Source organism: Microbulbifer thermotolerans (assembly GCF_001617625.1).
GTDB classification, from domain to species: Bacteria; Pseudomonadota; Gammaproteobacteria; order Pseudomonadales; family Cellvibrionaceae; genus Microbulbifer; species Microbulbifer thermotolerans.
In genome coordinates this window covers 2,675,822-2,699,050 of record NZ_CP014864.1, presented here as the reverse complement: position 1 = coordinate 2,699,050, position 23,229 = coordinate 2,675,822, and the positions used below count along the sequence as shown (strand labels likewise).

The following is a 23,229-nucleotide window of genomic DNA, read 5'->3' as shown; positions in this document are numbered from 1 at the left end:
TATCACCTGAGCTTCACATCCGCCACCAAAGAACCTCTGCTACCAGGAAATGAATTAATCAGAGGCTCCCTAGAATTTTTTTGCACCAGTCAGAGAATGGTTTAGATGCGGTTTAATTCGCTGAGCAAATGAGTGTCCAGCTGCCGTCACTGCTGCCCGGCTGGGAATTGGTCCACCACTTGGCTTGCCAGACACTGCCGTTGTGTACAATCCGGTCACCGCCGTTGGCGTGATCGCCAGCGGGCCAGTTGGGATAGACGGGATAAACCGAGGGGTCGATACCCATGCCTGCGCAGTTATCATCGCCGCCGTTATCACCGCTGTTACCGTCCCCGCCATTGTTGTGATCACCTGAGAGATCGGCCAGTGGCAGGTCCGGGTATTCGAAGGCCAGGGCATAAGCGGTTCCGTTAATAGTAACGGTGTAGGCCTGGGGGCCGGTGATCGGCAGATAGTAGTTGAGGGTCATGTCCCAGCTTTCGCCGTCGGCCAGGTCTTTCCAGTTCGGCAGAGAAAAGCGCACGCGATGGAATTCGTGTTGCAATCCGCCCACGTTACCACCGCCTGCGTTGGCGCCGCTTTCGATGACCTCCAGCCCGGCACCGCTTTGGTCGCTGATGGTATCTGGGGTAGAGGTTGGCATATCGAATTCGAACACTGTACCGCCTGGAATCGTGGTTCCGGTATTGTTTGTGATGGCGAGCTTGGGGTTGAGTGGATAATTCTGGTCGCCCAGTTTGAAGTCACTCACTGTTATTGTTATATCCACCGCTTGGGTTGGCAGCGGGCGGTTGCTGCGTTTTTCCCGATAGGGAGTGGCGCTTTTAAATTTTTCGTAGGCGACATCGGTCATGGTGGAGCCTATAAAGTATTCGTTTTTGGCGGTATTCCAGGCGTAATCACCCGCCAGCTCCCAGATCATAATGCCGCCCAGTCCCTGGTCGATGACATATTGGGCCTTGGCTTCCATGGAGGCTTCGTCTTCGGTGGAGAGGAATACTTTTTTGGTGTCGTTCCATAGCCAGGCAGCCTGGGACACACTGTCGTAGTGCCGGGTGTAAGTACCGACGAGCCTGTCTGCCGGATCATTGACTGTATCCAGGCCGTAGTACCCGATATAGCTGCCGAGGATCCCTTGCTCCAAATTCTTTGCGTGCCACAAAGGATTGGTCCCGGCTCCGATTTCTTGTCCGTTGCCGTCCGAGTCGTGCCAGATATTGTCTATTCCGATGGCTCCGTAGCCGCATTTGGCTGCGCCGCCGGTACCTGCCGGGCATTCTGACTGGTTGGGTAATGAGGCTGTGCCGCCGAGGCCCCATTCGCCGTTAGCCGAAGTAACATTCTGCCATCCGCGGGTGTAGTAGGGGGTGCCGATATTGATGCGTCCGGGAGACATGGAACCGCGGAAGTATTTTACTGCCCAGTCGATATTCAGATAGCCAATGCCGCCATACTGTGCGGTGTTGTAGATATTCGCCGCCTTGAGTTCCGGGTCATTGCCGTTATCAAAAATTGCAGAGTTGTGGCCCACGTACTCATTCCAGGTACCGTGGAAGTCATAGGTCATGATGTTGACGTAATCCAGGTACTGGGTGATCGGCATGGTTTCCATACCGCGCAGCAGGTAGCCGGAAGATGGGGCGGCAATAGTGAGCAGGTAGTGGGTATTGTCCTCCTCTCCGGCCTGGTCCAGTTTTTCCCGCAGCACACGCATCAGCGCCACATACGAATTCATCAGGTAGGCGCGCAGGGGATTTGCAAAGCCGAAATCCAGAGGGTTGCCGGCATCGTTCATCGATGTGGGATATTCGTAGTCAATGTCCACGCCGTCAAAGCCGTAGGTGCGGATAAAGTCCACCACTGAGTTCGCGAAGGCTTCAATTCCCGCGTAATTGACACTGCCGTCGGCATTGGTGGTCATCGTGTAGAAGCCACCGTCGTTGACGCGATCACCCTGTTCGTTCAAGTGGCCACCGGTCTCGGCCCAGCCACCGACGGAAACGAGGGTTTTCACATCGGGGTGTTGTTTTTTGTATTTAGCCAGTTGGTTGAAGTGTCCCTTGTAATTAAAAGCGGGATCTGTTTCCGCGCCAGACACCCCCGGCCACTCCATACCGGTGGAGGGATTATCCGGGTTTGAAGTGTCACCAATGGAAATAGAATAATCGCTGTCTATATGGGCGAAGGCGTAGTTGATATGGGTAACCTTGTCCCATGGAATATCTTTCACCAGATAGCTGGGTTGGCCATTAGTGCCGTTTCGCCAGCTTGTGAAGTAGCCGATGATGCGCCTCTGGTGATCCGGCCCCAGTTTCTCGCGGCCAGCAGCATCGTAGATATCGCAGTAGTTGGGCGCGGTTCCCGGCGTGGTATAGAGCCCGTCGGGGCGGCAGGGGTGGTCGCCTGTGTGCGCTTCGCCGACGGATATGTAGACGCTATTGGAATTTGTGGAGAGGTGGTCGTCATCGGTCGCAACTGCGTGGATCGTATGGTTGCCTTCGATGGCGGTCCAGTTGAACTGATAGGGTGGTGTGGTATCCACCCCGACGCTTGCGCCGTCGACAAAGAATTCCACGTTGAGCAGACTGCCGTCGGTATCGCTGGCGGTTGCTGTGATTGCGACGCTGGCACCTGTATCGAAAGTGGTGCCATTAGCTGGGGCATCCAGACTAATCTGAGGTGCTTGTGGACCTTCGGGGTTGTTGACGGTGATGGGGATATCGGGGGTTACCGTCTGCTGTCCGGCATCATCGGTGATTCGGGCACTGAGCACAGGATTAGTGCCTGAGGCCGACCAACTGATTTGCCAGGGGGGGGTGATGTCCGTACCGATCGAGGTGCCATCGACAAAAAATTCGACGGACACCACGGCGCTGTTGTCGCTGGCATCAACCGATATGATAACGCTGTCATTTTTATTGAAAACGGTGCCGCTTGCGGGACTGGTGATGGATCCCTGTGGTGGTGTGTCTTGTGCGGCACCACATTCGCCCAAATCTGTCCATGCGTGGGGCCACGCCCAGCCGACACCCGGCGCATAGGGACCACCGATGGTGCACCACCCACCCACTGTGCACTGATAAGCCGTGTTGTTGTTCTGGACCTGATCACCAGTGTTGTAGCTGGTACCGTCCGCGTAGGCGGGCAGCCCGCTGCAATCGTAGGCGTAGCCTTGTGTGCCGGCTAAGCCAAGCGTCAATGCAATTGCGATTCTCCGTTGCATCGTCCCTTCCTGTTGCTCTTGATATTGTCGATGGTGTTTGGCTGCAAGTGGTGGCTTTACGCCGTGCACTTTGCGCTATGCGAAATGACACCGCTGTCAACACTAGCAACCTCTACTTCCTCAGAACAATGAGCAAATGGCGGATTTGTGAAATGTATAGCGTATTCGGCGCCAATTTAGTTTTTTCTAAATGGTTTTGTGCTGGATTCCGGGTATATGGTTGTGGTTTTTCCCGACCAAATTTTTAGCGCCATCCCGTTTCTTGAAATCCGCTGCAGCACTTATGGAAATTTTTCGGAGGCGTAATCTAAGGGGAGCTTTGAGTCTGTGGGGGAATTCCGTTTTCGGTTTGCTATGCCAAGTAATGGTGCAATAGCTGCAAGCCCTTCCCGAATAGGTGCGAACAGGATTGTTGAACCGTAAACGAAGCGGTCGGAGATTTTGTCGTACTGTTTCTTTTTTACGGTAAAGAAATTGAAAAGGATAAATTTGCGCTTTGATTTTGTTAAAAAGTCATAATTTTCATTTTCGGGTGGTTAGGAATTGATATTAAGCTGTTGTGCCAATAAAAGCTGACCGGAATCACATATCTATTCGAAAATATTACCCTATGGGTGTCACAGTATTTGCATAGGCATTACGGGGATTAGAGGAAACTATAACCTCTGATCTGTTTTGCTAAGCTGCAACTGGCGTCCCTCAATTTTTATCGAACTCATTGGGTGCGTCCGGTATAGGAACTGGAAGAGCATTTAACTTCCAGCTTCTGGCAGTTTGGGGTCCTTTATCTTATAGATAAAAATTTCGGGTATCTCTTATGAAAGACAAAAAAATAATTGCGATTCGCTCTGTTTTGGCAACAGCGGTTTCCATAAGTTCGATTTCAGCAGTGTGTCAGGAAAATATGATTGAAGAGATCGTCACTATAGGGACACGTGTTGAAGGGCGATCCGCTACCGATTCCGCCGCTCCGATCGATATCGTCAGCGGTGATCAGTTCGTCAATCAGGGGGATGGTGACCTGAACAATCTGCTGCGCAATGTAGTGCCTTCCTATAATGTGAACACACAGCCGATCAGCGATGCGGCGACTATTGTACGTCCCGCGAACCTGCGCGGTCTGCCGCCGGACAGCACTCTGGTGTTGGTCAACGGCAAGCGTCGACACCGCGCCGCAGTGATCTCTTTTCTGGGAGGTGGGCTTTCCGATGGTGCACAGGGGCCGGATATTTCTGCAATCCCTGCGATTGCGTTGAAGCAGGTGGAAGTACTGCGAGACGGCGCTGCGGCCCAGTACGGCTCGGATGCCATTGCCGGAGTGATCAATTTCCAGTTGAAAGACGCGGCAGAGGGAAGCTCCGCGGAAGTGAAGTATGCAACCACGGCAGAGGGTGATGGCGATCAACAAGTTTTCGCAGCAAATGTGGGTCTGCCTTTGACTGACTCCGGATTCGCCAACGTCAGCTTGGAATTTCGCCAGCAGGATGACACCAGCCGCAGCGTGCAGCGAGATGATGCTGCCGAATTGATTGCCGCGGGCAACACTGAAGTGGCAGACCCCGCGCAGATCTGGGGGCAGCCAGAGGTGGAGGATGACATCAAGTTTTTCATCAACAGTGCTGTTGAGTTAAATAGCGGTGCGGAGCTATATGCATTTGGCAACTATGCCAGCCGGACCGTGGATGGCGGGTTTTATTTCCGCAACCCAGAAACGCGCCCCGGTGTATACGCCTGGGAGGATGATGACGGAAACCTGTATCCGCTGATCGCTGATCTGGACCCAAGTAATGGTGTTGATAGTTGTGTGGGCATGGACCACGCTGATGCACTGGCAAGCGAGGAATGTTTTTCTTTCCAGGAAATTTTTCCGGGCGGATTCACGCCGCGTTTTGGCGGCGACCTGGAAGATTACTCGATGGTTTTTGGTCTGCGTGGAGAAATGGCCAATGGCATCGGCTATGATATCAGCGCGAGCCGCGGCCACAACCGGGTGGATTATTTTATCTACAATACCGTCAATGCCACGCTTGGACCGAATACACCGACTGAATTTTCTCCCGGTTCATATATTCAAGAGGAAACCAATTTCAATATTGACTTGACCAAGAGTATGCAGCTTGGTGAAAAGCCTTTGTTTGTCGCTGCGGGATTTGAATGGCGCGAGGAAGAGTTCGAGGCAAAAATGGGGGATCAGGCTTCATGGGAAGTAGGTCCACTTGTAGATCAGGGTTTTACTGTTGGCTCTAACGGGTTCCCGGGCTTTGGTCCCCAAGTAGCGGGGGTTTTTGACCGCGACAATATTGCTATCTATACCGATACAGAGCTTGAAATGAGCGACAGCTTGCGCTTAGGGGCAGCGCTGCGCTGGGAGGATTTTTCCGATTTTGGCAGTACCTCAAACTTCAAGTTGTCCGGACATTATATCGTTAATGATGTACTGGCTTTGCGCTCTACGGTCAGTACCGGTTTTCGTGCACCCACACCGGGGCAGTCCAATATCACCAATGTATCCACGGTATTTACCGATGGGCAGCTGGTCAACCGAGGTACGATTCCCGCGACCAATCCCATCGCAATGTTAAAAGGTGGCAAGCAACTGCAGCCGGAAGAATCTGAGAGCTATACTTTTGGGGCAATTATCAATCTCGGGGGGTGGGATATTACCCTGGATTACTTCCATATAACGGTCACTGATCGCATCACCCAGTCCGCTGACCAGGAACTGACCGATGCGGAGCGGGCGCAACTGGTGGCTGATGGTATCACTGGTGCTGAGTCACTCAATATCTTCCGGTTCTATACCAACGATTTCGATACAGAAACTCAGGGCATAGATTTGGTTGGTACTTATTCGCTCACAGATTCCACGGAACTCAGTTTGGCTGCGAACTGGACAGAGACCGAAGTGATCGACTATAACCCCGAGACCATGGATGAAACCCGGATTGGCCAGTTGGAGGATGGACTGCCGAATATCCGTGCAAACGCGACGATAACCCATTACGGTGATAGCTGGCGTGGTCTGATGCGGATTAATTATTACGGTAGTTACTGGGAGGCGCATCTGGATGATGGCAGCTTGCCGATTGACGTTGGGGACGAATGGACGCTGGATGTGGAGGCCGCCTATAATTTCAGTGATTCACTTTCCTTGATCGCGGGTGCTGAAAATCTGCTCGATAATTATCCGGACGAAAATCCGTGGGCGGGCGTTGCGGGAGCGGAATACCCTGTGACCTCTCCAATGGGATTTAATGGAGCACTCTATTATTTGCGGGCACGCTACGAGTTCTAGGGTTTTATTTGAATAAAAGAGAATGCCTGCTGACTCACTTACGAGAATGCTTTAGTTGATGTTGGGTATTCGGGCAATGGGATAGCATTGCGAAAATGCACGTATGCGACTATACATGCGTCGCATTTCAAAATGCTTTCCCCATTGTCTGAACCTTTTGTTCAAAGGTGAATTGTCGTTTTCATTAGGAGGTGAATTAATTAGAGATTTGTTAGAGTTCGGCGGAAATGTTGAATTCACATATCCCATAGTGAATTGGTGGCCATAGATAGCGTGATCCTCTCTTTATCTTGAATCTGCTTTAGGTCTTCAAATACTTCCTTTACTTCGGAAGACTCTATCGCCCCGTGTACTGCCTCGTAAAGATTGGAAAAGTAACGGTCTACTTCTCTGCCAATTTTGTTGATTTCTCTAATGGTGGGCGGGTCGCTCAGCTCAAGTTTGTTGATAAAGTCATCAGAAGATTCTTCTTGAGTGTACTGCAGCCAGGTTCGCATCACCTTATGCTTGGCGACTTCACCATAGTTGGAAAGGTTTCTCGCCATGCGCTCTTCGTGCTCCAGCATGTGCTTGAGCAGTAGTTGCGTTCGCCGATCCTGGGCTTTTTTTAATAGTTTTTTATACAGATCCGCCATTTTCAGGTGGAACTTCTCCGCATCTTTGATGACTTCATAAGCCTGCTTGAATGTTTTCATGGCGCTGCCTTTTGATTTTTGTAGCCGCCTGCACGTCAGAATGTGCGGCGCCTCTCCATATGTATTCTTATAGCGTATATATCCAATCGATCAAGATCTGTGGAAACACACCAAAAATCAACAATACGCCAGTCAGTGAGATCAGTAGTAGCCGGCCCGATACGGCTATCCGTACGCTTTCTATGGAATCCAGTGGCGCCTGAGGTTCACGCAGCACCATGGTTAGCAGCAGACGTAAGTAATAGAAAAGGCCTATGGCGCTGCCGATCACGACAGCGGCCAGAAGAAGCCACAGTTGTCCCTGGATGCCGGCGGCAAAGATGTAAAACTTGCCGATAAAACCGATGGTTAGAGGGATGCCTGCCAGCGAGAGAAGCATTGCCGCAAGGCAGCCGGCAAGCCAGGGGGACCGCCATAGGAGTCCGCGGTAAAAGTCGCGTTGAAAAGGGGATGTGGTGGTGTAGACATACTCACCTGCACTGCCTGCTGTTCTCGCCAGGGCGCTGTCTGCGATCAGTCCCACCGCGCCGAAAGCCCCTAGGGTGGTGATCACATAGGCAACCAGGTAGTAGAGAACCGCCTCGTTGCCGAAGGCGCTGTTGCCAATCAGAAATGCGACGAGTAAGTAGCCGATATGTGCGATGGAAGAATAGGCCAATAGTCGTTTGATATTTTTTTGCATAAGCGCCAGTAGATTGCCGACCAACATACTGGCCACGGAAGCTGCGGCCAGCAGCCCGGTCAGCGCTGGAATGGAAAATAGTTCCAGTTCGGTAAACAAGCGCAGTAACAGAGCCACCACGGCACCTTTGCCAACGGTGGCAATCAGGGCGGTGACTGGCGAGGGTGCACCCTGGTAGACGTCTGGGGTCCAGATATGGAAGGGCACCAGAGAAAGTTTGAAAGCGAGTGTAATCAAAAGCAAAGTCAGGCCGCTCAATAACAGCGAAGGGGTGCGCGGTAAATTCGCCACCGCCGCAGCCACTCCACCAAAATCCAGCGCACCGCAAGCAGCGTAGATTAGGGCGATGCCGAACAGTCCCAATGCGGTGGACAAGGCCGACAGCAGCAAGTACTTAACGCCGGACTCAAGAGAGTACATTTGCTCCAGTCTAGGGGAAAGATCGCCAGTGACAGCAAACCCGAGCATTGGATAGAGCGCCAGGCTCATCAGTTCCATGGAGAGGAATACGCTGGCGAAATGATTGGAGAAAACCAGTGCCATTGCTCCCAACATAACCAGTAACAGCAATAGGTAGAAGGCTTCGGGTATGCTTTCCCGTGCAGAATCACATCGCTTTTGCAAATAACTAAACCCCAGAACCGCAATGGCCAGCGCGGCCAGTAAAAACAGCAGGCAGAAAAACAATGCCTGCTGATCGATCAACAGCAGACCGGTGACTTCGATGGGTGCTGCGCTTTGCGACAGAGTGCGGGCAACGTCAAAACAAGCCGCAATTGCCGCGATCAAGGTGATCACCGCTGTGGCCGCTGCAGCCTTGTGGCTGCGTAGAAAGGATACTTGTAGCAAAAGAAACAGGATGCCTCCGCTCAATATAAGCAACGGAAGAATGGCATGGATTTCCCGTGCACTCATGGTGAATTTCCTCTGCGATGATCAGTGTCTGGCCAGGCGGAAAGTCGCAATTTGGGCGAGGATATTTGTGAGGTGGCAGTGGGTGCTTTCTTATGTAGTGTTCCAGTTCTTGCAATGGCGGGTTGAGCGATATCGAAAACTACTTGTGGGCGAAGACCGAGGAGCAATAACCCTGCAGCCAGCGATATGAGCGCCAGAAATTCACGCGCTTTAAGATCCGTCGGAGACCGGGTCTGTGCGTCTTCGGGTGTGCGTAGTCCGCCGAAAAATACCCGTTGCATCATCAGCAGTGCATAGAGCGCCGCGCCGATCAGTCCTGTTGCCGCGATGGCAGTGATCCAGTGATTGCTGTCGAAGCTGCCAAGCAACACCAGGAATTCGGCGATAAAGTTACCCAGCCCCGGCATTCCCAGAGACGCCACCGCAAAAAAAAGTGCTGTTGCGGACAGCTTGGGCAGACTGCTCCAAAGGCCGCCCAGCTGTGCCATGTCGCGGCTGTTGAGCCTTTTTTGAATGGCGCCTACAAGGGAGAATAGTGCGGCGGTGCTGAAGCCGTGGGCGATCATCTGCATTACCGCGCCCTGTGCTGCAACTGTATTCATGGCGTAGAGGCCGAGTAATACAAAACCCATGTGGCTGACACTGGAGTAGGCCACAAGGCGCTTCATGTCCTGCTGTGCGAAGGCGAGCAGAGCACCGTAGATGATATTGGCGGCGCCGATCGACATGGCAACGGGTGCGAAAGCCGCCGAGGCATCGGGAAACAGCGGTAGAGTAAAGCGCAGCAGACCGTAGGCACCGGTTTTCAGCAATATTGCCGCAAGCAGTATGCTGCCCGCTGTGGGTGCCTGGGTATGGGCATCCGGAAGCCAGGTGTGCAGGGGCAATGCGGGCAGTTTTACCGCGAAGGCAATGAAAAAACCGAGCATCAGCCAATAGGCGTTTCCGGGTGTCAGCTGTGCGTTCAACAGCTCACGGTAATTGAAGGTCAGTATTCCACTGGCGCTGTAGTGAAGATAAACGAGGGTGACGATGGCCAGCAACATCAACAGACTGCTGGCCTGGGTGAAAATAAAGAATTTGATTGCTGCGGGAATGCGTTCCTCATAACCCCAGACCGCGATCAAAAACAGCATGGGAAGCAACATGACTTCCCAGAAAAAGAAAAATAAAAAGAGGTCTATCGCGGTGAAAACCCCCACTACTCCGGCCAGAGTCCAGAGATAATTGAAATAGAAAAAGCCGCGCCGGAAGCGGATATCCCGCCAGGTTACCACCAGACCGAAAAGGCCCATTAACACCGTCAGGGCCAGCATCAGAAATCCCAGACCGTCTATAGCCAGAGAGAAGCTGATACCGAAGCGGGGAATCCAGTTAATTTGCACACTGTCCCACCAAACGCCAGTGGGGGAATCCGTTAAGTGAGGCCAGTAGGTGGCAAGCAGGGCGGCGGCCACTGAAAGACTGATAAGCGAAATCTGGCGACTGCCACGGTTGAAATAGCGCTCGGACAGCCAGGCGAGTATGCCGCCACAAAACAGAATCGCGATGATTGCCGGGAGTGTGCTGAAGGGTGTCATAGGACCACCAAAAGCGCGAGAAAGATAATGGCACCACAGGTGAAACTCGCTATATACCCGCGAATTAGTCCGTTTTGCGAAGTGCTGAGCAGGTTGTGAAGCTGCCGGCAGATAAACGCAGTGCCGTTGTAAATACTGTTCAGAATGTCATTGCGGTTAATGCGCGCGAGGGAGGTTAAGGGTTGTACCAGCAGTCTGTGGTAAAGCCAGTCAAAGCCCCAGCCAGAAAACCAGAGCTTTTCCAGGGCGGATTTGTTCCGGGACTCCATGGGACTTGTGTTGTGTCGGAACAGTAGCCATGCCAAGGTCAGCCCCAGGATGGGCGCGGCAATGGCCACGCCTTCAACCCAGAGCGGTGCATGGCCTGCCGGGGCCTGTGTGAAAACCCTTTGCAGTGGCGGGGTCAGTAGGCCTCCGAATAACGCCAGCACCGCCAGGACCGACAAAGGCAGTGTCATTACCCCGTTGTTGGCATCCTTGCACCGGGCGGAGGCCGGACCATCGTTGCCAAAGAACACCAAAAACAGCAGGCGGAAACTGTAAAAGCCGGTTATCAGGGCTCCCAAAATTCCCGTGAACCAGATGCCATTGAAACCGCCTTGGTACTCCCATGCTTTGAGCAGTATCTGGTCTTTGCTATAGAAGCCCGCGGTAAACGGCAGAGCAGCCAAACTGGCGCAACCAATAGCAAAGCAGCCAAAGGTGAAAGGGAGTTTTCTACGCAGGCCGCCCATGGAAAACAGTGATTGCTCGTGGTGCAGGCTGAGAATCACTGACCCGGCGGATAAGAACAGCAGGGCTTTGAAAAAGGCGTGGGTCATCAGGTGAAAGATGGCGCCGGTCCAGGCTCCCACACCCAGTGCCAGGAACATATAGCCGATTTGGCTGATGGTAGAGTAGGCCAGTACCCGTTTGATATCGCTTTGTACCATTGCGCTGAAACCAGCGAGCAGTAGCGTCAGCGCACCGACAATACCCACAGCGCTCATCGCTGTTTCCGAGGCGTTAAAGAGTGGGTGCATCCGCGCGATCAGGTAGACGCCGGCGGTTACCATGGTGGCCGCATGGATCAGTGCGCTGACCGGGGTCGGACCGGCCATGGCATCGGGCAGCCAGGTCTGCAGCGGCAGTTGCGCTGATTTTCCCACCGCGCCGCCGAGCAGTAGCAGGGCGGCGAGCGTAACCGTTAAATTATTTGCGGGCACGCTGGCTGCGGCTGTATTCAATGCGCGGATACTCAGCGTTCCGAACTGGGTAAACAACAGGATCAGGCCGAGGAGCATGGCCGTGTCGCCGATACGGGTGACAATAAAGGCCTTGCGTGCGGCGTCTCCGTTGGCTGGGTTCCGGTACCAGAAACCGATCAGCAGATAACTGCACAGCCCAACACCTTCCCAACCCAGGTAGAGCAAGAGCAGATTATCCGCCATCACCAGTATTAACATGGCGCCGACAAACAGGTTGAGATAGGCGAAGTAGCGTCGGTAGCCATCGTCCCCATGCATGTAACCGGCGGAGTAAAGATGGATCAGAAAGCCTACCCCTGTGACCACCAGTAACATCGCCATGCCCAGCCAGTCCAGATAAAAATCAAATCCCAGCTGCAGTGCGCCGACCTTGAGCCACTGCCATAACGAGACCTGTAAAACCGCCGACGGATTGTTGAGGAACAGCGTCCACATAATTAGCAGCGTAAGCAGTGCGCTCAGGCATACACTGCCAACGCCTACAACAGCACTGACGGCTTCGGGCGGCTCTCGCCGGTGAAACAGTGGCAAGGCGATGAGCACTACAAAGCCGAGCAGCGGCAGTAGCGGGATCCAGGCGAGAAACGGGGCGAAAAAATCCTGCATATCAACCTCTCAATCCGTTCAGTTGGTCGATATCCACGGTGTGCCGGCGGCGAAAGAACTGTAAAACCAAGGCAAGCGCAATAGCCACTTCCGCTGCTGCTAGCGTGATAATGAAAATAAACATCACCTGGCCGTCGCTACTGTCCCAGTGTGCACCGGCGACGACAAACGCCAAGGCTGCCGCGTTGGTGCATATTTCCACGCACATCAACAGATAAATCACATTACGCCGCACCAGTAGACCGATGAGCCCTAAGCAGAAAAGAATGGCGGACAGCGTCAATCCGGTGAGCAGGTCTGGCAGTGTTTCAGTCGGCATCTGGGGCCTCCGGCGTTTCGATGCGTTTGTGCCGGGCCAGGTGAAAAGCGCCAACGAGACCGGCGAGCAGCAGCATTGATGCGAGTTCCACCGCCAGTATGTAGTGGCTGAACAGCGCGATACCCACTTCCGTGGGGCCAATGTAGTGTATTCTCTGTGCGGATTCCTCTGCGCCGCTGAATATCAACAGCAGCAGCTGTACCAGGAGAATTGCAGTCAGTAGCGCCGGGCCGTACCAGTTTTTCGGCGCGAGCCATGCTTTTTCCTGATCGACAGCGGCGTCCCCCTGATTGAGCATCATAATGACAAAAATCATCAATACCATGATTGCGCCGGCATAGACGATGACTTCCAGTGCCGCGGCAAAGGGCGCACCGTAGAGTGTAAAAATAACCGCGATGGCGAGCAGGGACACAATCAGGTGGAGCAGGGCGTGGACGGCGTTACGACTGGAGATAACCATCGCGGTGGCAACCGTGGCGGTGGCTGCGCTGATGTAGAAAATCACTGCTGTCATAGGTTTATTCCTCGCTCCGTAAGAAGGCGCTAAAGAAACGGCGATTTCACCTGGGCGTGTGCTTAGGGATTCCATTATTGTTTTTATAAATTCAGACTCTTGATTTCGACTGGCTTGGACTCTTGCTCCGCCTCACCTTTTTTCTTGCCCGCGACCGCTTTGCCCGCTACGCGGTAAAAACTGTAATCGTGATATTTTCCCGGGCCGCTGATCAGAAGATCTTCCTTTTCGTATACCATGTTCTGGCGATCGTATTCGCACATCTCGAAATCCGGGGTAAGTTGTATCGCGTAAGTGGGGCAGGCGTCTTCGCATAGACCACACATAATGCACCGGGAAAAATTGATGCGGAACCAGGCCGGGCGCCAGCGGCCGTCTTCATCCTCGGTTTTTTGCAAGGCGATACAGTCCGGGGGACAGGCCGCGGCACAGAGGTTGCAGGCCACACAGCGCTCTTCGCCATCCGGGTCTCGAGTGAGCACAATGCGGCCCCGGTAGCGCGGCGCCAGATAGGGTTTTTCTTCCGGGTACTGCACCGTCGCGTTGCGGCGGAACAGGTGCCTGAATACCAGCCACATACTGCGCAGTTGGCTCGCTATCATGGGGTTTCTCCGGCGGTTCTTTGTGTATCTATCCAATCCATAACAGTGCCCCCGCGGTGACCAGCAAATTGAGCAGAGAGAGCGGCAGCATCACTTTCCAGCCGAATTGCATCAGCTGGTCGTAGCGGGGGCGCGGCAGGGCGGCGCGCAGAAGAATAAACAGCAGTACCAGGAACGCGGTTTTCAGGGAAAACCAGACCAGCGGTGGCAGCCAGGGACCCAACCAGCCGCCCAGAAATAGTGTGGTGATCAGGGCGGAAATCAGAATGACAGACAGGTATTCACCGACAAAAAAGATCCCGAACTTCATGCCGGAGTACTCAGTGTGAAAGCCGGCGGTCAGTTCGTGCTCCGCTTCCGGGAGGTCGAAAGGCAGGCGGTGGCTTTCGGCAATTCCGGCGATAAAAAATACAACGAATCCGATAAACTGGGGCAGCAGGTACCAGCCGTCCTGTTGTGCTGAGACAATTTCGCGCAAGTTAAAGCTCCCGGAGAGCATCACCACGCCCATCAGGCTCAGCCCCATAAAAACTTCGTAGGAAACTGTTTGCGCAGCGGCGCGCAGGCCGCCTAACAGTGCGTATTTGTTGTTAGACGCATAGCCGCCGAGGATCACGCTGTAGACTGCCATGGAAGACATGGCGAGGATAAACAGGAGGCCGATATTTAGATCGATGACACCGATGGTGGGGGATATTGGCAGTACTGCGAAGGAAAGCAGCATGGTGGCCATTACCACCGCTGGGGCGAGTATAAATACGGGGACATCGGCGAAACGGGGGACAAAGTCCTCTTTGAAAAACAGTTTGATCATGTCCGCCACCACCTGCAGCAGGCCAAAGGGGCCTACCCGGTTGGGGCCCGGCCTGTCCTGCCACAGGCCCAGCAGGCGCCGCTCACCCCAGGTCAGCAGGGCAGCCAGTAGTACTGCGGCCGCCAGTATGCCGAAGATATTCAGTAGCGTGATCCATATTGGAACTGTCATGGTGTTTCTCCCGGTTCGCGGTCGCTGCGGCGTTCCAGCTGTGCGGGAGCGGGCAACAGTGCTGCCAGGGTTTCCAGGCCCGGCAATCCGGAAGGCACACCCACCGTGCCGGGTGGCTGTGCATCGCTGATGCGGATCTCCACGGTGTGGGATTCACCGCCCAGCTGCAATTGCCCAATGTCCTGCGCTGTGACATCGAGCCTCAGGGCGTCTTCGCGGCTGATCTGTGCAAAGGGAATGTCGGTGACGCTTGCGATGGCTGCGGCGCCCACACTGAGCTCACCGGAGCCGAATAGCCGGTAGAGGGGAACGGCGGTCAGTGTTTTACTGGTTTTTGCGGGCACCGATGCTGCTAATTGCCATTCGGGGAGTGGTTGCGGTTGTCGCCGGATAGGGACGCTGCCCCTGACACCCAGGCGGTGGCCATTGATTTCCTGCTGAAATTTGATAATCGATTGATTTGAGTTCCAGCCTGGCGACCAGATATGGGCGGAGAGCGGTGTCATCGCCGGGCTTTGGATGCCCTCCATACTGAAAGTCATAGGGGCGTCTGGGTCCGGGTGTGGTGGAAGTTCGGCCACCTGCGCTTTGGCGCCCAGCGCGGTGCGCCCGCTGTAGCGGTGGCTTTGCCGCGCAATTTTGAGCCCGTTGAGGCGGTAGTTTTCGTCGGGGCCGATTTTCTCCAAGACTTCGAACTGGTGAAAATTTGCGGCGAGTGCTTCGCTCAGGTCCATGCTGTGCCGCCAGGCGGCGATGGTCGCCAGTTGCGGGGATTTCTGTTTGCAGAAATTCGCTGCATCCACCAGCCAACGCCAGCTTTCCTGAATATAGCTGGCCCCTTCACAAACGGCGTAAAAGCGCTGAGCGGTACCCTGGCTATTAATATAGGTACCCTGACTCTCCGCCGTGGCTGCGGCGGGGAAAATCAAATCCGCGTGTCGCGCGGTGTTATTGAGCAGGGTGTCGATCAGGATGACGGCATCGGCACTGTTGAAAATCCGTTCGACAGTGTGGCGGTCGGCGCGGCGGTAGAGGTCGTTTTCCAGCACGATCAGTGTGCACGGCGTGCCGCTGTGTATTTCTAGGGTGTGTGCCAGCTGTTCCAGATCCCCTTCCCCCGCTGGGAAAAATTGTGTCAGCCCGAGGCTATTGACTTCTGGACAGGCCAGGTACAAGGAGCAGGGGGAGGAAGAGGTATCTGCCAGAGTGGCGGCGATTTTTCCGGCGCAGTGGATAATGTCACTGCTTCTGCTCCCACAGCCGGAGATGATCAGCGGATTTTCCGCCTGCCGAAGGGTGTTCGCCACTTGCTCCACCTGTGCACGGCAGTCTGGGGCAAGTTTCCGTGCACCGGTATCGTCCCCCAGAATCAGTTGCGCGATGCTGTCGGCAAACAGCGCGGTTTGTTCCGGTGTGCCGAGCAGTGTGGCACTGGTGATATCCGCGAGCCGAGGTTTTTCCAACCCGATAAAAAAAATGGGACTGGCTTCGACGCGCAGCTGGCGTACCGAGGCGTCCTGCCAAAGGGGAATCTGCAGTTGCTGTGCCTGCCGCTTTTGTCGGTTGCGTGCTGCCTGGCGCACTGCCAGTGCGACGCGCGGCGCGGTGTTGTCTATGTCTTCACCGAGAATCAATATGGCGTCTGCGCTCTCGATTTCCGGTGTGGTGGGGCAGTGAATGCGCGCGTCCCGCTGCGTTCTGTCCACCAGTTGTAGCAGTTGCAGGTCCCGCGCAGAAAGGCCGCTAAAAAAGTTGTTTTTTCCCACCAGCTCCCGGAGTGCAAAGTTGTTTTCCAGTGAGCTGCGAGGTGATCCTATGCCGATAAGGCGGCGCCGGCCCTGTTGGACTTCTGCGAGGTGCCGGGCCAGATGTTTAACCGCGGGTTCCGGGTGTATTTCGCCGTGGATTCTTTCCCCCGGTGCCGCAGTGGAGCTGATGATATTTTTTTCGCACGCGACCAAAACATTTTTGATGCGCTTTTCGCTGTTGACATAATCGTATCCAAAGCGACCGCGGTCGCAGAGGAAATAGCCGTTGATATCGCGGTTGTAGAGATTGACCACCCGGCGCAGTATCGGATCTTTTCCATTACCGGGGGCGCGCGCGCCGGGTGCGGTATTGCAGCCCACCGCGCAGTGTTCGCAGACCGAGGGCGCCGATTGCAGATCCCACTTGCGCACAAAGTGTTTGCTGAAGGTTTTGTCAGTAAAGACCCCAGTAGGGCAGACTTCCACCAGGTTGCCGCTGAAGCCGTTTTCCAGTAAACCATCTTCATGGCGGCCAAAGTAGACCTGGTTATTTCGCGCCAGAGGCTGTAGATCTGTGCCTCCGGCGTAGTCGCGGTAAAAGCGTGTACAGCGGTAGCAGGCAATACAGCGATTCATTTCGTGGTTGATAAAGGGGCCCAGGTACTGATTGCGGTGGGTGCGTTTACGGCCGCGGAATCGGCGCATGGTATGGCCGCTCATCTCGGTCATATCCTGCAGGTGACACTCGCCGCCCTCTTCACAGACAGGGCAGTCGTGGGGGTGGTTGGTCATCAGGTTTTCGATAATGCCGCCACGGAATTGGCGCGCGCGCGTTGCGTCGACACTGTAAATACCGCCTTCCCTGACCTGGGTCATGCAGCTCATAACCAGACGGCCGTGCTTGTCATCGGTGTTTTTGTATTCGATCACTGCACACTGGCGGCAGGCACCAACAGATCCCATCGCCGGATGCCAGCAGAAGTAGGGCAGGTTTATTCCGGCTGTGAGGCAGACGCTGAGCAGGTTTTCTTGTTCTTCTGCTTGATAGTGTTTGCCGTCGATTGTGATGGTAGGCATAGCTTATCCGTTTTTTTATGGTTCCTTCTGCTCGCACAGATTGCGGGCATGGCTCTCTACCGGTAAGGGCAGCGCCCTTTTCTGATGTGATCGATAAAGTCCTCTTCAAACAGGCGCAGTGCGCTTTGTAGGGGCTCGGCGGCACCGGGGGCCAGAGCGCAGAAGGTATTGCCGGGGCCCATGCGTGCCACCTGTTCCTGCAGCAGATCCAGATCCTCCGGTGTCCCACTGCCGTTTTCGATTCGGGTCAGAATTTCCACCACCCAGGGCAGACCGTCGCGGCAGGGGGTGCACCAGCCGCAGGATTCCCGGGCAAAAAACTGACTCAAATTCAGGACAAGCCCCACCGGGCAGGTGTGGTCGTCCAGTACGATGATGGTGCCGGTCCCCATGCGGCTGCCCGCCTTGGCGATTGCGTCATAGTCCATCGGCAGGTCCAGATCTGTGGGGCCGAGAAAATCCGTGGAACCACCGCCGGGGAGGAAGCCTTTGAGTTTCAGTCCATCGCGCATGCCGCCGGCGTGTTCTTCAATGATTTCCCGGATGGGTGTACCCATGGGCAATTCCCAGGTGCCCGGTTTGTTGACCTTGCCGCTGACTCCGAACAGTTTGCTGCCCGCGTCCTGGCAGCGGCCGAGGCTTTTGTACCATTCGCTGCCAAGTTCGATCAGGTGCGGAATATTGCAAAGTGTTTCCACATTGTTGACGACGGTGGGTTTACCCCAGAGGCCGCTGACCTGGGGAAAAGGCGGTTTTGCCCGTGGGATGGCCCGCCTTCCCTCCAAGGCGTTGAGCAGGGCAGTTTCTTCACCGCAGATATAATTACCTGCGCTGCGGTGCAGATAAATTTCCAAGCTGTAACCACTGTTGAGAATGTCCGGCCCGATAAGGCCGGCCTGTCTGGCTTCGTTTATCGCTTGTTCCAGGCGTACCGCTGCCAGGTGGTATTCGCCGCGGATAAAAATATAGGCGGTGCGCGCTTCTATGGCGTAGGCGGCGATGGCCATGCCCTCGATCAGCAGGTGAGGGTTTTGCTCCATCAGCAGCCGGTCCTTGAAGGTGCCCGGCTCCATTTCGTCTGCATTGCACACCAGATATTTGACCGAGGGGCTGCCCTTTCCCCGGGGGACGAAGCTCCATTTAAGCCCTGTGTTGAAACCGGCACCGCCGCGGCCGCGCAGTCCGCTTTTCTGAACCAGCTCGACAATATCTTCCGGTGCCATGCCCAGGGCTTTTCTCCAGCCGCTGTAGCCGCCGTTATCCTGGTAGCGCTCGATATCCGGTGGTTTATGCTGCGGGCATATGTTTTTGGTCAACGGCTTAGTCAGTGTCTGGTCCGGCATGGCAGGAGCCTTTCGCGCGATGGGTTTTGATTTTGTTGTCGAGAATTTCGTCCACTGTGGCTTCTGTGAGATGGCGGTGCATCTCTCCGTTGATCATCATTACCGGCGCTTTGTCGCAGTCGCCGAGGCAGGGGGTTTCCAATAAGGTGAAAAGCCCGTCTGCCGTGATTTCTCCTGGCTTGATACGCAACTTCTCCTGGATTTTTTTCTGCAGGTGGGCGCACCCCATAATCCAGCAGCTGGCGCTTTTGCACAGAAGAATCACTTCTCGGCCCACTGGCTGGCGAAATATCAGTTGGAAATAGGTGGCGACACTTTCCAGTTGCGCCACTGGAATGTCCAAATAGGCAGAGACCGCCCGCAGACTTTCGTCGGAAACCCAGCCGCGGTGTTTCTGCACTATACGCAGTGCTTCCAGGCCCACAGAGGCCTTGTCCTCGTAGTGGGCGAACTCGCGTTCAATCTCGGCTTTTTCCGCATCACTTAAGCTGGCCTTGTGAATGTCTTCGCCCGCCTTGTTTTGCTCCATTACTGCTATGACTTCCGCTTCAAAAGTACTGGACATAGGTTATTCCCGATAATTGGGGAACCGCTGATAGGTTTGCTTGATTGTCCTGTGCCACAAGCCGTCATCGCGTTCGTGTGCATTCATCAGCGCGCCCTGCTACCGGTCCACATCTGCCATCACAAAATCGATACTGGCGATGATAGCGATCAGATCCGCCACCAATAGGCCGCGCGCCATCAGTGGAATCATCTGTAAGTGGGGGAAAGAGGGCGTGCGGATTCGGGTACGATAGGCGCAATTTCCGCCATCGCTAATAATTTGGTAGCTGTTCACTCCCTTGGTGGCTTCCACCGGATAACAGACTTCACCCGGCGGCATTACCGGCCCCCAGCTGTTGTTGACGAAGTGCTGTATCAACGTCTCTATGTCGTGCATGGTGCGCGACTTGCGCGGCGGCGTGGTAAGGGGATGATCGGATTTATAGGGGCCGGGGGGCATATTGTCGAGGCACTGGCGGATAATCCGCAGACTCTGCCAGATTTCCTCGACACGAACCCGGCAGCGGTCGAAACAGTCGCCGCTGTCGAAACAGGGGATATCAAACTCAAATTGATCGTAGCCACTGTAGGGGCGGCGCTTGCGCAGGTCCCACTCTAGTCCTGTGGCGCGAAGGCCGGGGCCGGTGACGCCCCACTCCAGTGCTTCTTGTGTGTTGTAGACGCCGATGCCACGGGTGCGTTTTTGCAACAGCTTGTTTTTCAGCACCATGCCCTCGTACTCGCGCAGCCGCTTTGGCATATAGTCGAGGAATTCTCGTACCAGCTTGTCCCAGCCGCGGGGCAGATCCTGCGCTACACCGCCGATTCGGAACCAGGCCGGATGCATACGCCCGCCGGTGATCGCTTCGATAATGCCGAAAAGTTTTTCCCGGTCGACGAACATGTAGAAGACGGGTGACATCTGCCCCACGTCTTGGGCAAAGGTGCCGTAGAACACTAGATGGCTGGCAATGCGGAATAGTTCGCACAGCATTACCCGAATCACCTGTGCGCGAGATGGGACCGGAATTCCCGCCAGTTGCTCCAGCGCCAACACGTAGGGCAGATTGTTCATTACGCCGCCCAGATAATCGATACGGTCGGTGTAGGGCATAAAAGTGTGCCAAGCCTGACGCTCGGCCATTTTTTCCGCACCGCGGTGGTGGTAGCCGATGTCTGGCACGGCGTCGATAATGCGCTCGCCGTCCAGTTGCAGTGCGACGCGAAAAACTCCGTGCACACTGGGATGATTGGGCCCCAGATTCAAAAACATGAATTCCGCGCTGTCGCTGGCGCGGGCCATACCCCACTCCTCGGGCTTGAATCGCAGTGCTTCTTGTTCCTGGCGCTGTTTTTCCGCTGTTAGTTTGAAAGGGTCTACTTCAGTGGCGCGGGCGTGGTGGTCTTTGCGCAGCGGGTGTCCCTGCCAGGTCGAAGGCATCAGGATCCGGCGCAGATTCGGATGCCCAATAAACTCGATGCCGAACAGGTCCCAGATTTCCCGCTCGTACCAGTTGGCGCTGGTCCACACGCTGGTGGCGGATGGGGCGGACAAATGCGATGCTGGAAGCGCCAATTTAATGCGGATAAACAGATCCCGCTGCACGGAAAGCAGTTGGTAGACCAGGGTGAAATCACTTTTAGGCTGCTCGGATTCTCCCTTGCCGCGGTTGATCCGCAGCCGTTCGTCGATGGCGGTCAGGTCGTAAAGCATTGCGAACGGGTGGGAAATTTCCGCTTTCAGAAAGCGCAGCAGCGGCAGCAGTGAGCGGCTATCCGTCCACAGCGTCGGCATATCGGGGCAGTCCGGTTGCAGCCAGTATTTGTTATGCCGGTATTGGCTGCGCAGGTCACCGATAAAACTTTTGGCCGCCGCACGGTAGGGTGTCGGGCTGTAAACACTGTTGGCGATGACGCTGTTCATAATTTTTCTCCCCCTTTCGGGAGGGCAAGCGCGGGCTTGCAGTGCTCAGACGGTATCGGGTGACCGCAGTTTGTCTGCCGCCATGCGTTTTTCACGGTTTTCGTCGCGCAGGCTGGGTTTTGGAATCCGGCGCACCCCCTGATCTTCCACCACCCAGCTGATGGGGCGGCGCTCCGTGGCCACCTGTTTTTGCAGTAGGGTCAGCCCCTGCATCAATGCCTCCGGGCGCGGCGGGCAGCCGGGCACGTAGACGTCAACGGGGAGAAAACGGTCTACGCCCTGCACCACACTGTAGATGTCGTACATGCCGCCGGAATTGGCGCAGGAGCCCATGGATATCACCCAGCGCGGCTCCATCATTTGCTCATAGAGTCGCTGGATTACTGGCGCCATTTTGATAAATACGGTGCCGGAAATGACGATAAGATCCGCTTGCCTCGGTGTGGCGCGGATCACTTCTGATCCAAAACGGGCGATGTCGTGACGGCTGGTAAAGGCAGTGGCCATTTCCACATAGCAGCAGGAAAGGCCAAAGTTAAAGGGCCAAAGTGAATTGGCTCTGCCCCAGGCCACCAGTTTTTCCAACTTGGTAAGCAGGATATTTTTTTTGATCTCTTCGGAAAAAATATCGTCCTGTGTCCGCCTGGCATCCACGGCGATCAGATTGTCCGCTTTGGTTAACTGCCAGCGCATAGGCTTTCCCTAAGAGGTTATTGTTGTCCTTTTCGTCGCTCTATGGGAGCCTTTGCCCCATACGCTCCTTGGACGTGAAGACGGTTAAAGGTTAGGGAACCTCTGATTAAGTCACTTTCTGGTGGCAGAGGCGCTTCGGGGGCGCATGTGAAGCTCAGGTGATAGGACGGGCATTTCGAAACCGTCGGATACAGGGATGTATCCGTCGGAGCTACAGGGAAGTACTCGTGCGTTTTCGAAATGTCCTTCCTATTGCCTGAGCGCCCCGGAAGCTACCATAGTGTCCACGCGAATTAATCAGAGGTTCCTTAGATAAATACTCACAATTTCATTGCAGCGTCCACGCGAATTAATTAGAGGTTCCTTTGCTGTTTTCCGCCCCAATCCAGTGCGCCCAGGCGCCATAGATAGATCAGGCCGGCGAGGAGTATTACGATGAAAATAGCTGCTTCGATAAAACCCAGCAAACCGGTTTGCCGGAAAGCGATCGCCCAGCTGAACAGGTAGATAGCTTCCAGGTCGAAGACAATAAAGAGTATGGCCACCAGATAGTAGTTGATAGAAAGACGCACATGCGCGCTGCCCTGGGAGACAATACCGGATTCGAAAGGTTCATCCGTGGCGGCGTCCCGCCGCCGCTGGCCGAGGAAATACGACAGCCCTAACATCAGGGCGATGAGCGCGAGTACGGCAAATCCGTAGACGATCAGTGGCCATAAATGCTGCACTAGAGTGGCCGGGTCGAATTGGGTTGGTCGATTCAACATTTCTCTCCCCGATTTGCTGGAGGGTGCTGACCCTCTTTCGGTCGTACTGCGGCGTATAAAAATCCCTGATCGATTTTGTCTGCGGAATTCAGATCAACCGCGGCAGAGGCTGATTTTTTATTGTTGGCGTAAAAATTTTGATGTGTGACGCAAGTACGGAACACTGCCTGTTTTATAAATCTTTGCCGTGGAGAGTGCCAGTGAGCTAAAGGATCAATTACTTCTTAAGTAATGGGTTTATATGCGCGTTACTTCTGTAATATTGGGCGTCACCGCTTTCAGGTGGGCGTGGGAAGGGGGGGAAGGCATTTGGCAGCTGGTGTCGGGGAAAACAGAGAGTGAAGCGGTGACAACAAAAAAGGGGCCTGCGCCCCTTTTTTGCGAATTGTCACTGTTGAGAACCTCTGAAGCCGGAGAGGGCTTCGGGCGCTCAGTCACAGAATGACTTTTGCCGCCGGGATGTGA

The 23,229-nt window shown here is 54.8% G+C and carries 16 protein-coding genes; 1 reads left to right on the top strand and 15 read right to left on the bottom strand.

The window, feature by feature from the left end; translation table 11 throughout:
• Positions 1-112: 112 nt before the first annotated feature.
• Positions 113-3,223 carry a chitinase C-terminal domain-containing protein gene (locus tag A3224_RS11300; RefSeq protein WP_067154568.1) on the bottom strand — a complete coding sequence of 1,037 codons (3,111 nt, stop codon included), beginning with the start codon at positions 3,221-3,223 and terminating at the stop codon, positions 113-115.
• A 904-nt stretch (positions 3,224-4,127) separates the two neighbouring features.
• Here A3224_RS11300 and A3224_RS11295 point away from each other — a divergent pair.
• Positions 4,128-6,518: a TonB-dependent receptor plug domain-containing protein gene (locus tag A3224_RS11295; protein WP_231902369.1), complete on the top strand. Its 2,391-nt coding sequence runs from the start codon at positions 4,128-4,130 to the stop codon at positions 6,516-6,518.
• 236 nt (positions 6,519-6,754) lie between these two features.
• On the opposite strand, the gene A3224_RS11290 is transcribed toward A3224_RS11295, so the two are convergent.
• The 14 genes from A3224_RS11290 to ndhC form a co-directional block, all read right to left on the bottom strand.
• On the bottom strand, positions 6,755-7,213 hold the full coding sequence (locus A3224_RS11290; protein ID WP_067154564.1) for a hypothetical protein: 459 nt from the start codon (positions 7,211-7,213) through the stop codon (positions 6,755-6,757).
• Between the two features lie 67 nt (positions 7,214-7,280).
• A complete protein-coding gene (locus A3224_RS11285) occupies positions 7,281-8,810 on the bottom strand; it encodes an NADH-quinone oxidoreductase subunit N (protein ID WP_067154561.1) in 1,530 nt (509 codons plus the stop codon).
• On the bottom strand, positions 8,807-10,390 hold the full coding sequence (locus tag A3224_RS11280) for a complex I subunit 4 family protein (protein ID WP_082817502.1): 1,584 nt from the start codon (positions 10,388-10,390) through the stop codon (positions 8,807-8,809). The genes A3224_RS11285 and A3224_RS11280 overlap by 4 nt, the downstream gene beginning before the upstream one ends.
• The gene (nuoL, locus tag A3224_RS11275) at positions 10,387-12,243 is read right to left on the bottom strand and encodes an NADH-quinone oxidoreductase subunit L (RefSeq protein WP_067154558.1); all 1,857 of its coding nucleotides are present in this window, start codon (positions 12,241-12,243) and stop codon (positions 10,387-10,389) included. Before nuoL ends, A3224_RS11280 begins: the two co-directional genes overlap by 4 nt.
• Position 12,244: 1 nt before the next feature.
• Positions 12,245-12,562 carry an NADH-quinone oxidoreductase subunit NuoK gene (gene nuoK / locus A3224_RS11270; RefSeq protein WP_067154554.1) on the bottom strand — a complete coding sequence of 106 codons (318 nt, stop codon included), beginning with the start codon at positions 12,560-12,562 and terminating at the stop codon, positions 12,245-12,247.
• Positions 12,552-13,079, bottom strand: coding sequence for an NADH-quinone oxidoreductase subunit J (gene nuoJ, locus A3224_RS11265; protein WP_067154551.1), 528 nt, complete (start codon positions 13,077-13,079; stop codon positions 12,552-12,554). The genes nuoK and nuoJ overlap by 11 nt, the downstream gene beginning before the upstream one ends.
• 83 nt (positions 13,080-13,162) lie before the next feature.
• Positions 13,163-13,681, bottom strand: coding sequence for an NADH-quinone oxidoreductase subunit NuoI (nuoI, locus tag A3224_RS11260; RefSeq protein WP_197462979.1), 519 nt, complete (start codon positions 13,679-13,681; stop codon positions 13,163-13,165).
• A 28-nt stretch (positions 13,682-13,709) separates the two neighbouring features.
• Positions 13,710-14,666: an NADH-quinone oxidoreductase subunit NuoH gene (nuoH, locus tag A3224_RS11255; protein ID WP_067154548.1), complete on the bottom strand. Its 957-nt coding sequence runs from the start codon at positions 14,664-14,666 to the stop codon at positions 13,710-13,712.
• Positions 14,663-17,491, bottom strand: a complete 2,829-nt coding sequence (gene nuoG / locus A3224_RS11250; protein ID WP_067154545.1) for an NADH-quinone oxidoreductase subunit NuoG — start codon at positions 17,489-17,491, stop codon at positions 14,663-14,665. Before nuoG ends, nuoH begins: the two co-directional genes overlap by 4 nt.
• A gap of 56 nt (positions 17,492-17,547) precedes the next feature.
• On the bottom strand, positions 17,548-18,834 hold the full coding sequence (gene nuoF / locus A3224_RS11245; protein ID WP_067154542.1) for an NADH-quinone oxidoreductase subunit NuoF: 1,287 nt from the start codon (positions 18,832-18,834) through the stop codon (positions 17,548-17,550).
• Positions 18,812-19,399, bottom strand: a complete 588-nt coding sequence (gene nuoE / locus A3224_RS11240; protein WP_082817619.1) for an NADH-quinone oxidoreductase subunit NuoE — start codon at positions 19,397-19,399, stop codon at positions 18,812-18,814. Before nuoE ends, nuoF begins: the two co-directional genes overlap by 23 nt.
• A 99-nt stretch (positions 19,400-19,498) precedes the next feature.
• On the bottom strand, positions 19,499-21,304 hold the full coding sequence (gene nuoC / locus A3224_RS11235; RefSeq protein ID WP_067154539.1) for an NADH-quinone oxidoreductase subunit C/D: 1,806 nt from the start codon (positions 21,302-21,304) through the stop codon (positions 19,499-19,501).
• Between the two features lie 45 nt (positions 21,305-21,349).
• Positions 21,350-21,997, bottom strand: a complete 648-nt coding sequence (locus A3224_RS11230) for an NADH-quinone oxidoreductase subunit B (protein ID WP_067154536.1) — start codon at positions 21,995-21,997, stop codon at positions 21,350-21,352.
• 353 nt (positions 21,998-22,350) lie between these two features.
• Positions 22,351-22,764, bottom strand: a complete 414-nt coding sequence (gene ndhC, locus A3224_RS11225) for an NADH-quinone oxidoreductase subunit A (protein ID WP_067154534.1) — start codon at positions 22,762-22,764, stop codon at positions 22,351-22,353.
• Positions 22,765-23,229 lie beyond the last annotated feature (465 nt).

Coding starts and splice junctions, on each gene's coding strand:
- A3224_RS11290 (WP_067154564.1), bottom strand. CDS start 7,213: ATGAAAACATTCAAGCAGGCTTATGAAGTCATCAAAGATGCGGAGAAG.
- nuoE (WP_082817619.1), bottom strand. CDS start 19,399: ATGTCCAGTACTTTTGAAGCGGAAGTCATAGCAGTAATGGAGCAAAAC.
- nuoI (WP_197462979.1), bottom strand. CDS start 13,681: ATGATAGCGAGCCAACTGCGCAGTATGTGGCTGGTATTCAGGCACCTG.
- nuoH (WP_067154548.1), bottom strand. CDS start 14,666: ATGACAGTTCCAATATGGATCACGCTACTGAATATCTTCGGCATACTG.
- A3224_RS11285 (WP_067154561.1), bottom strand. CDS start 8,810: ATGAGTGCACGGGAAATCCATGCCATTCTTCCGTTGCTTATATTGAGC.
- A3224_RS11230 (WP_067154536.1), bottom strand. CDS start 21,997: ATGCGCTGGCAGTTAACCAAAGCGGACAATCTGATCGCCGTGGATGCC.
- nuoK (WP_067154554.1), bottom strand. CDS start 12,562: ATGCCGACTGAAACACTGCCAGACCTGCTCACCGGATTGACGCTGTCC.
- A3224_RS11295 (WP_231902369.1), top strand. CDS start 4,128: ATGATTGAAGAGATCGTCACTATAGGGACACGTGTTGAAGGGCGATCC.
- nuoF (WP_067154542.1), bottom strand. CDS start 18,834: ATGCCGGACCAGACACTGACTAAGCCGTTGACCAAAAACATATGCCCG.
- nuoG (WP_067154545.1), bottom strand. CDS start 17,491: ATGCCTACCATCACAATCGACGGCAAACACTATCAAGCAGAAGAACAA.
- A3224_RS11300 (WP_067154568.1), bottom strand. CDS start 3,223: ATGCAACGGAGAATCGCAATTGCATTGACGCTTGGCTTAGCCGGCACA.
- ndhC (WP_067154534.1), bottom strand. CDS start 22,764: ATGTTGAATCGACCAACCCAATTCGACCCGGCCACTCTAGTGCAGCAT.
- nuoJ (WP_067154551.1), bottom strand. CDS start 13,079: ATGACAGCAGTGATTTTCTACATCAGCGCAGCCACCGCCACGGTTGCC.
- A3224_RS11280 (WP_082817502.1), bottom strand. CDS start 10,390: ATGACACCCTTCAGCACACTCCCGGCAATCATCGCGATTCTGTTTTGT.
- nuoC (WP_067154539.1), bottom strand. CDS start 21,304: ATGAACAGCGTCATCGCCAACAGTGTTTACAGCCCGACACCCTACCGT.
- nuoL (WP_067154558.1), bottom strand. CDS start 12,243: ATGCAGGATTTTTTCGCCCCGTTTCTCGCCTGGATCCCGCTACTGCCG.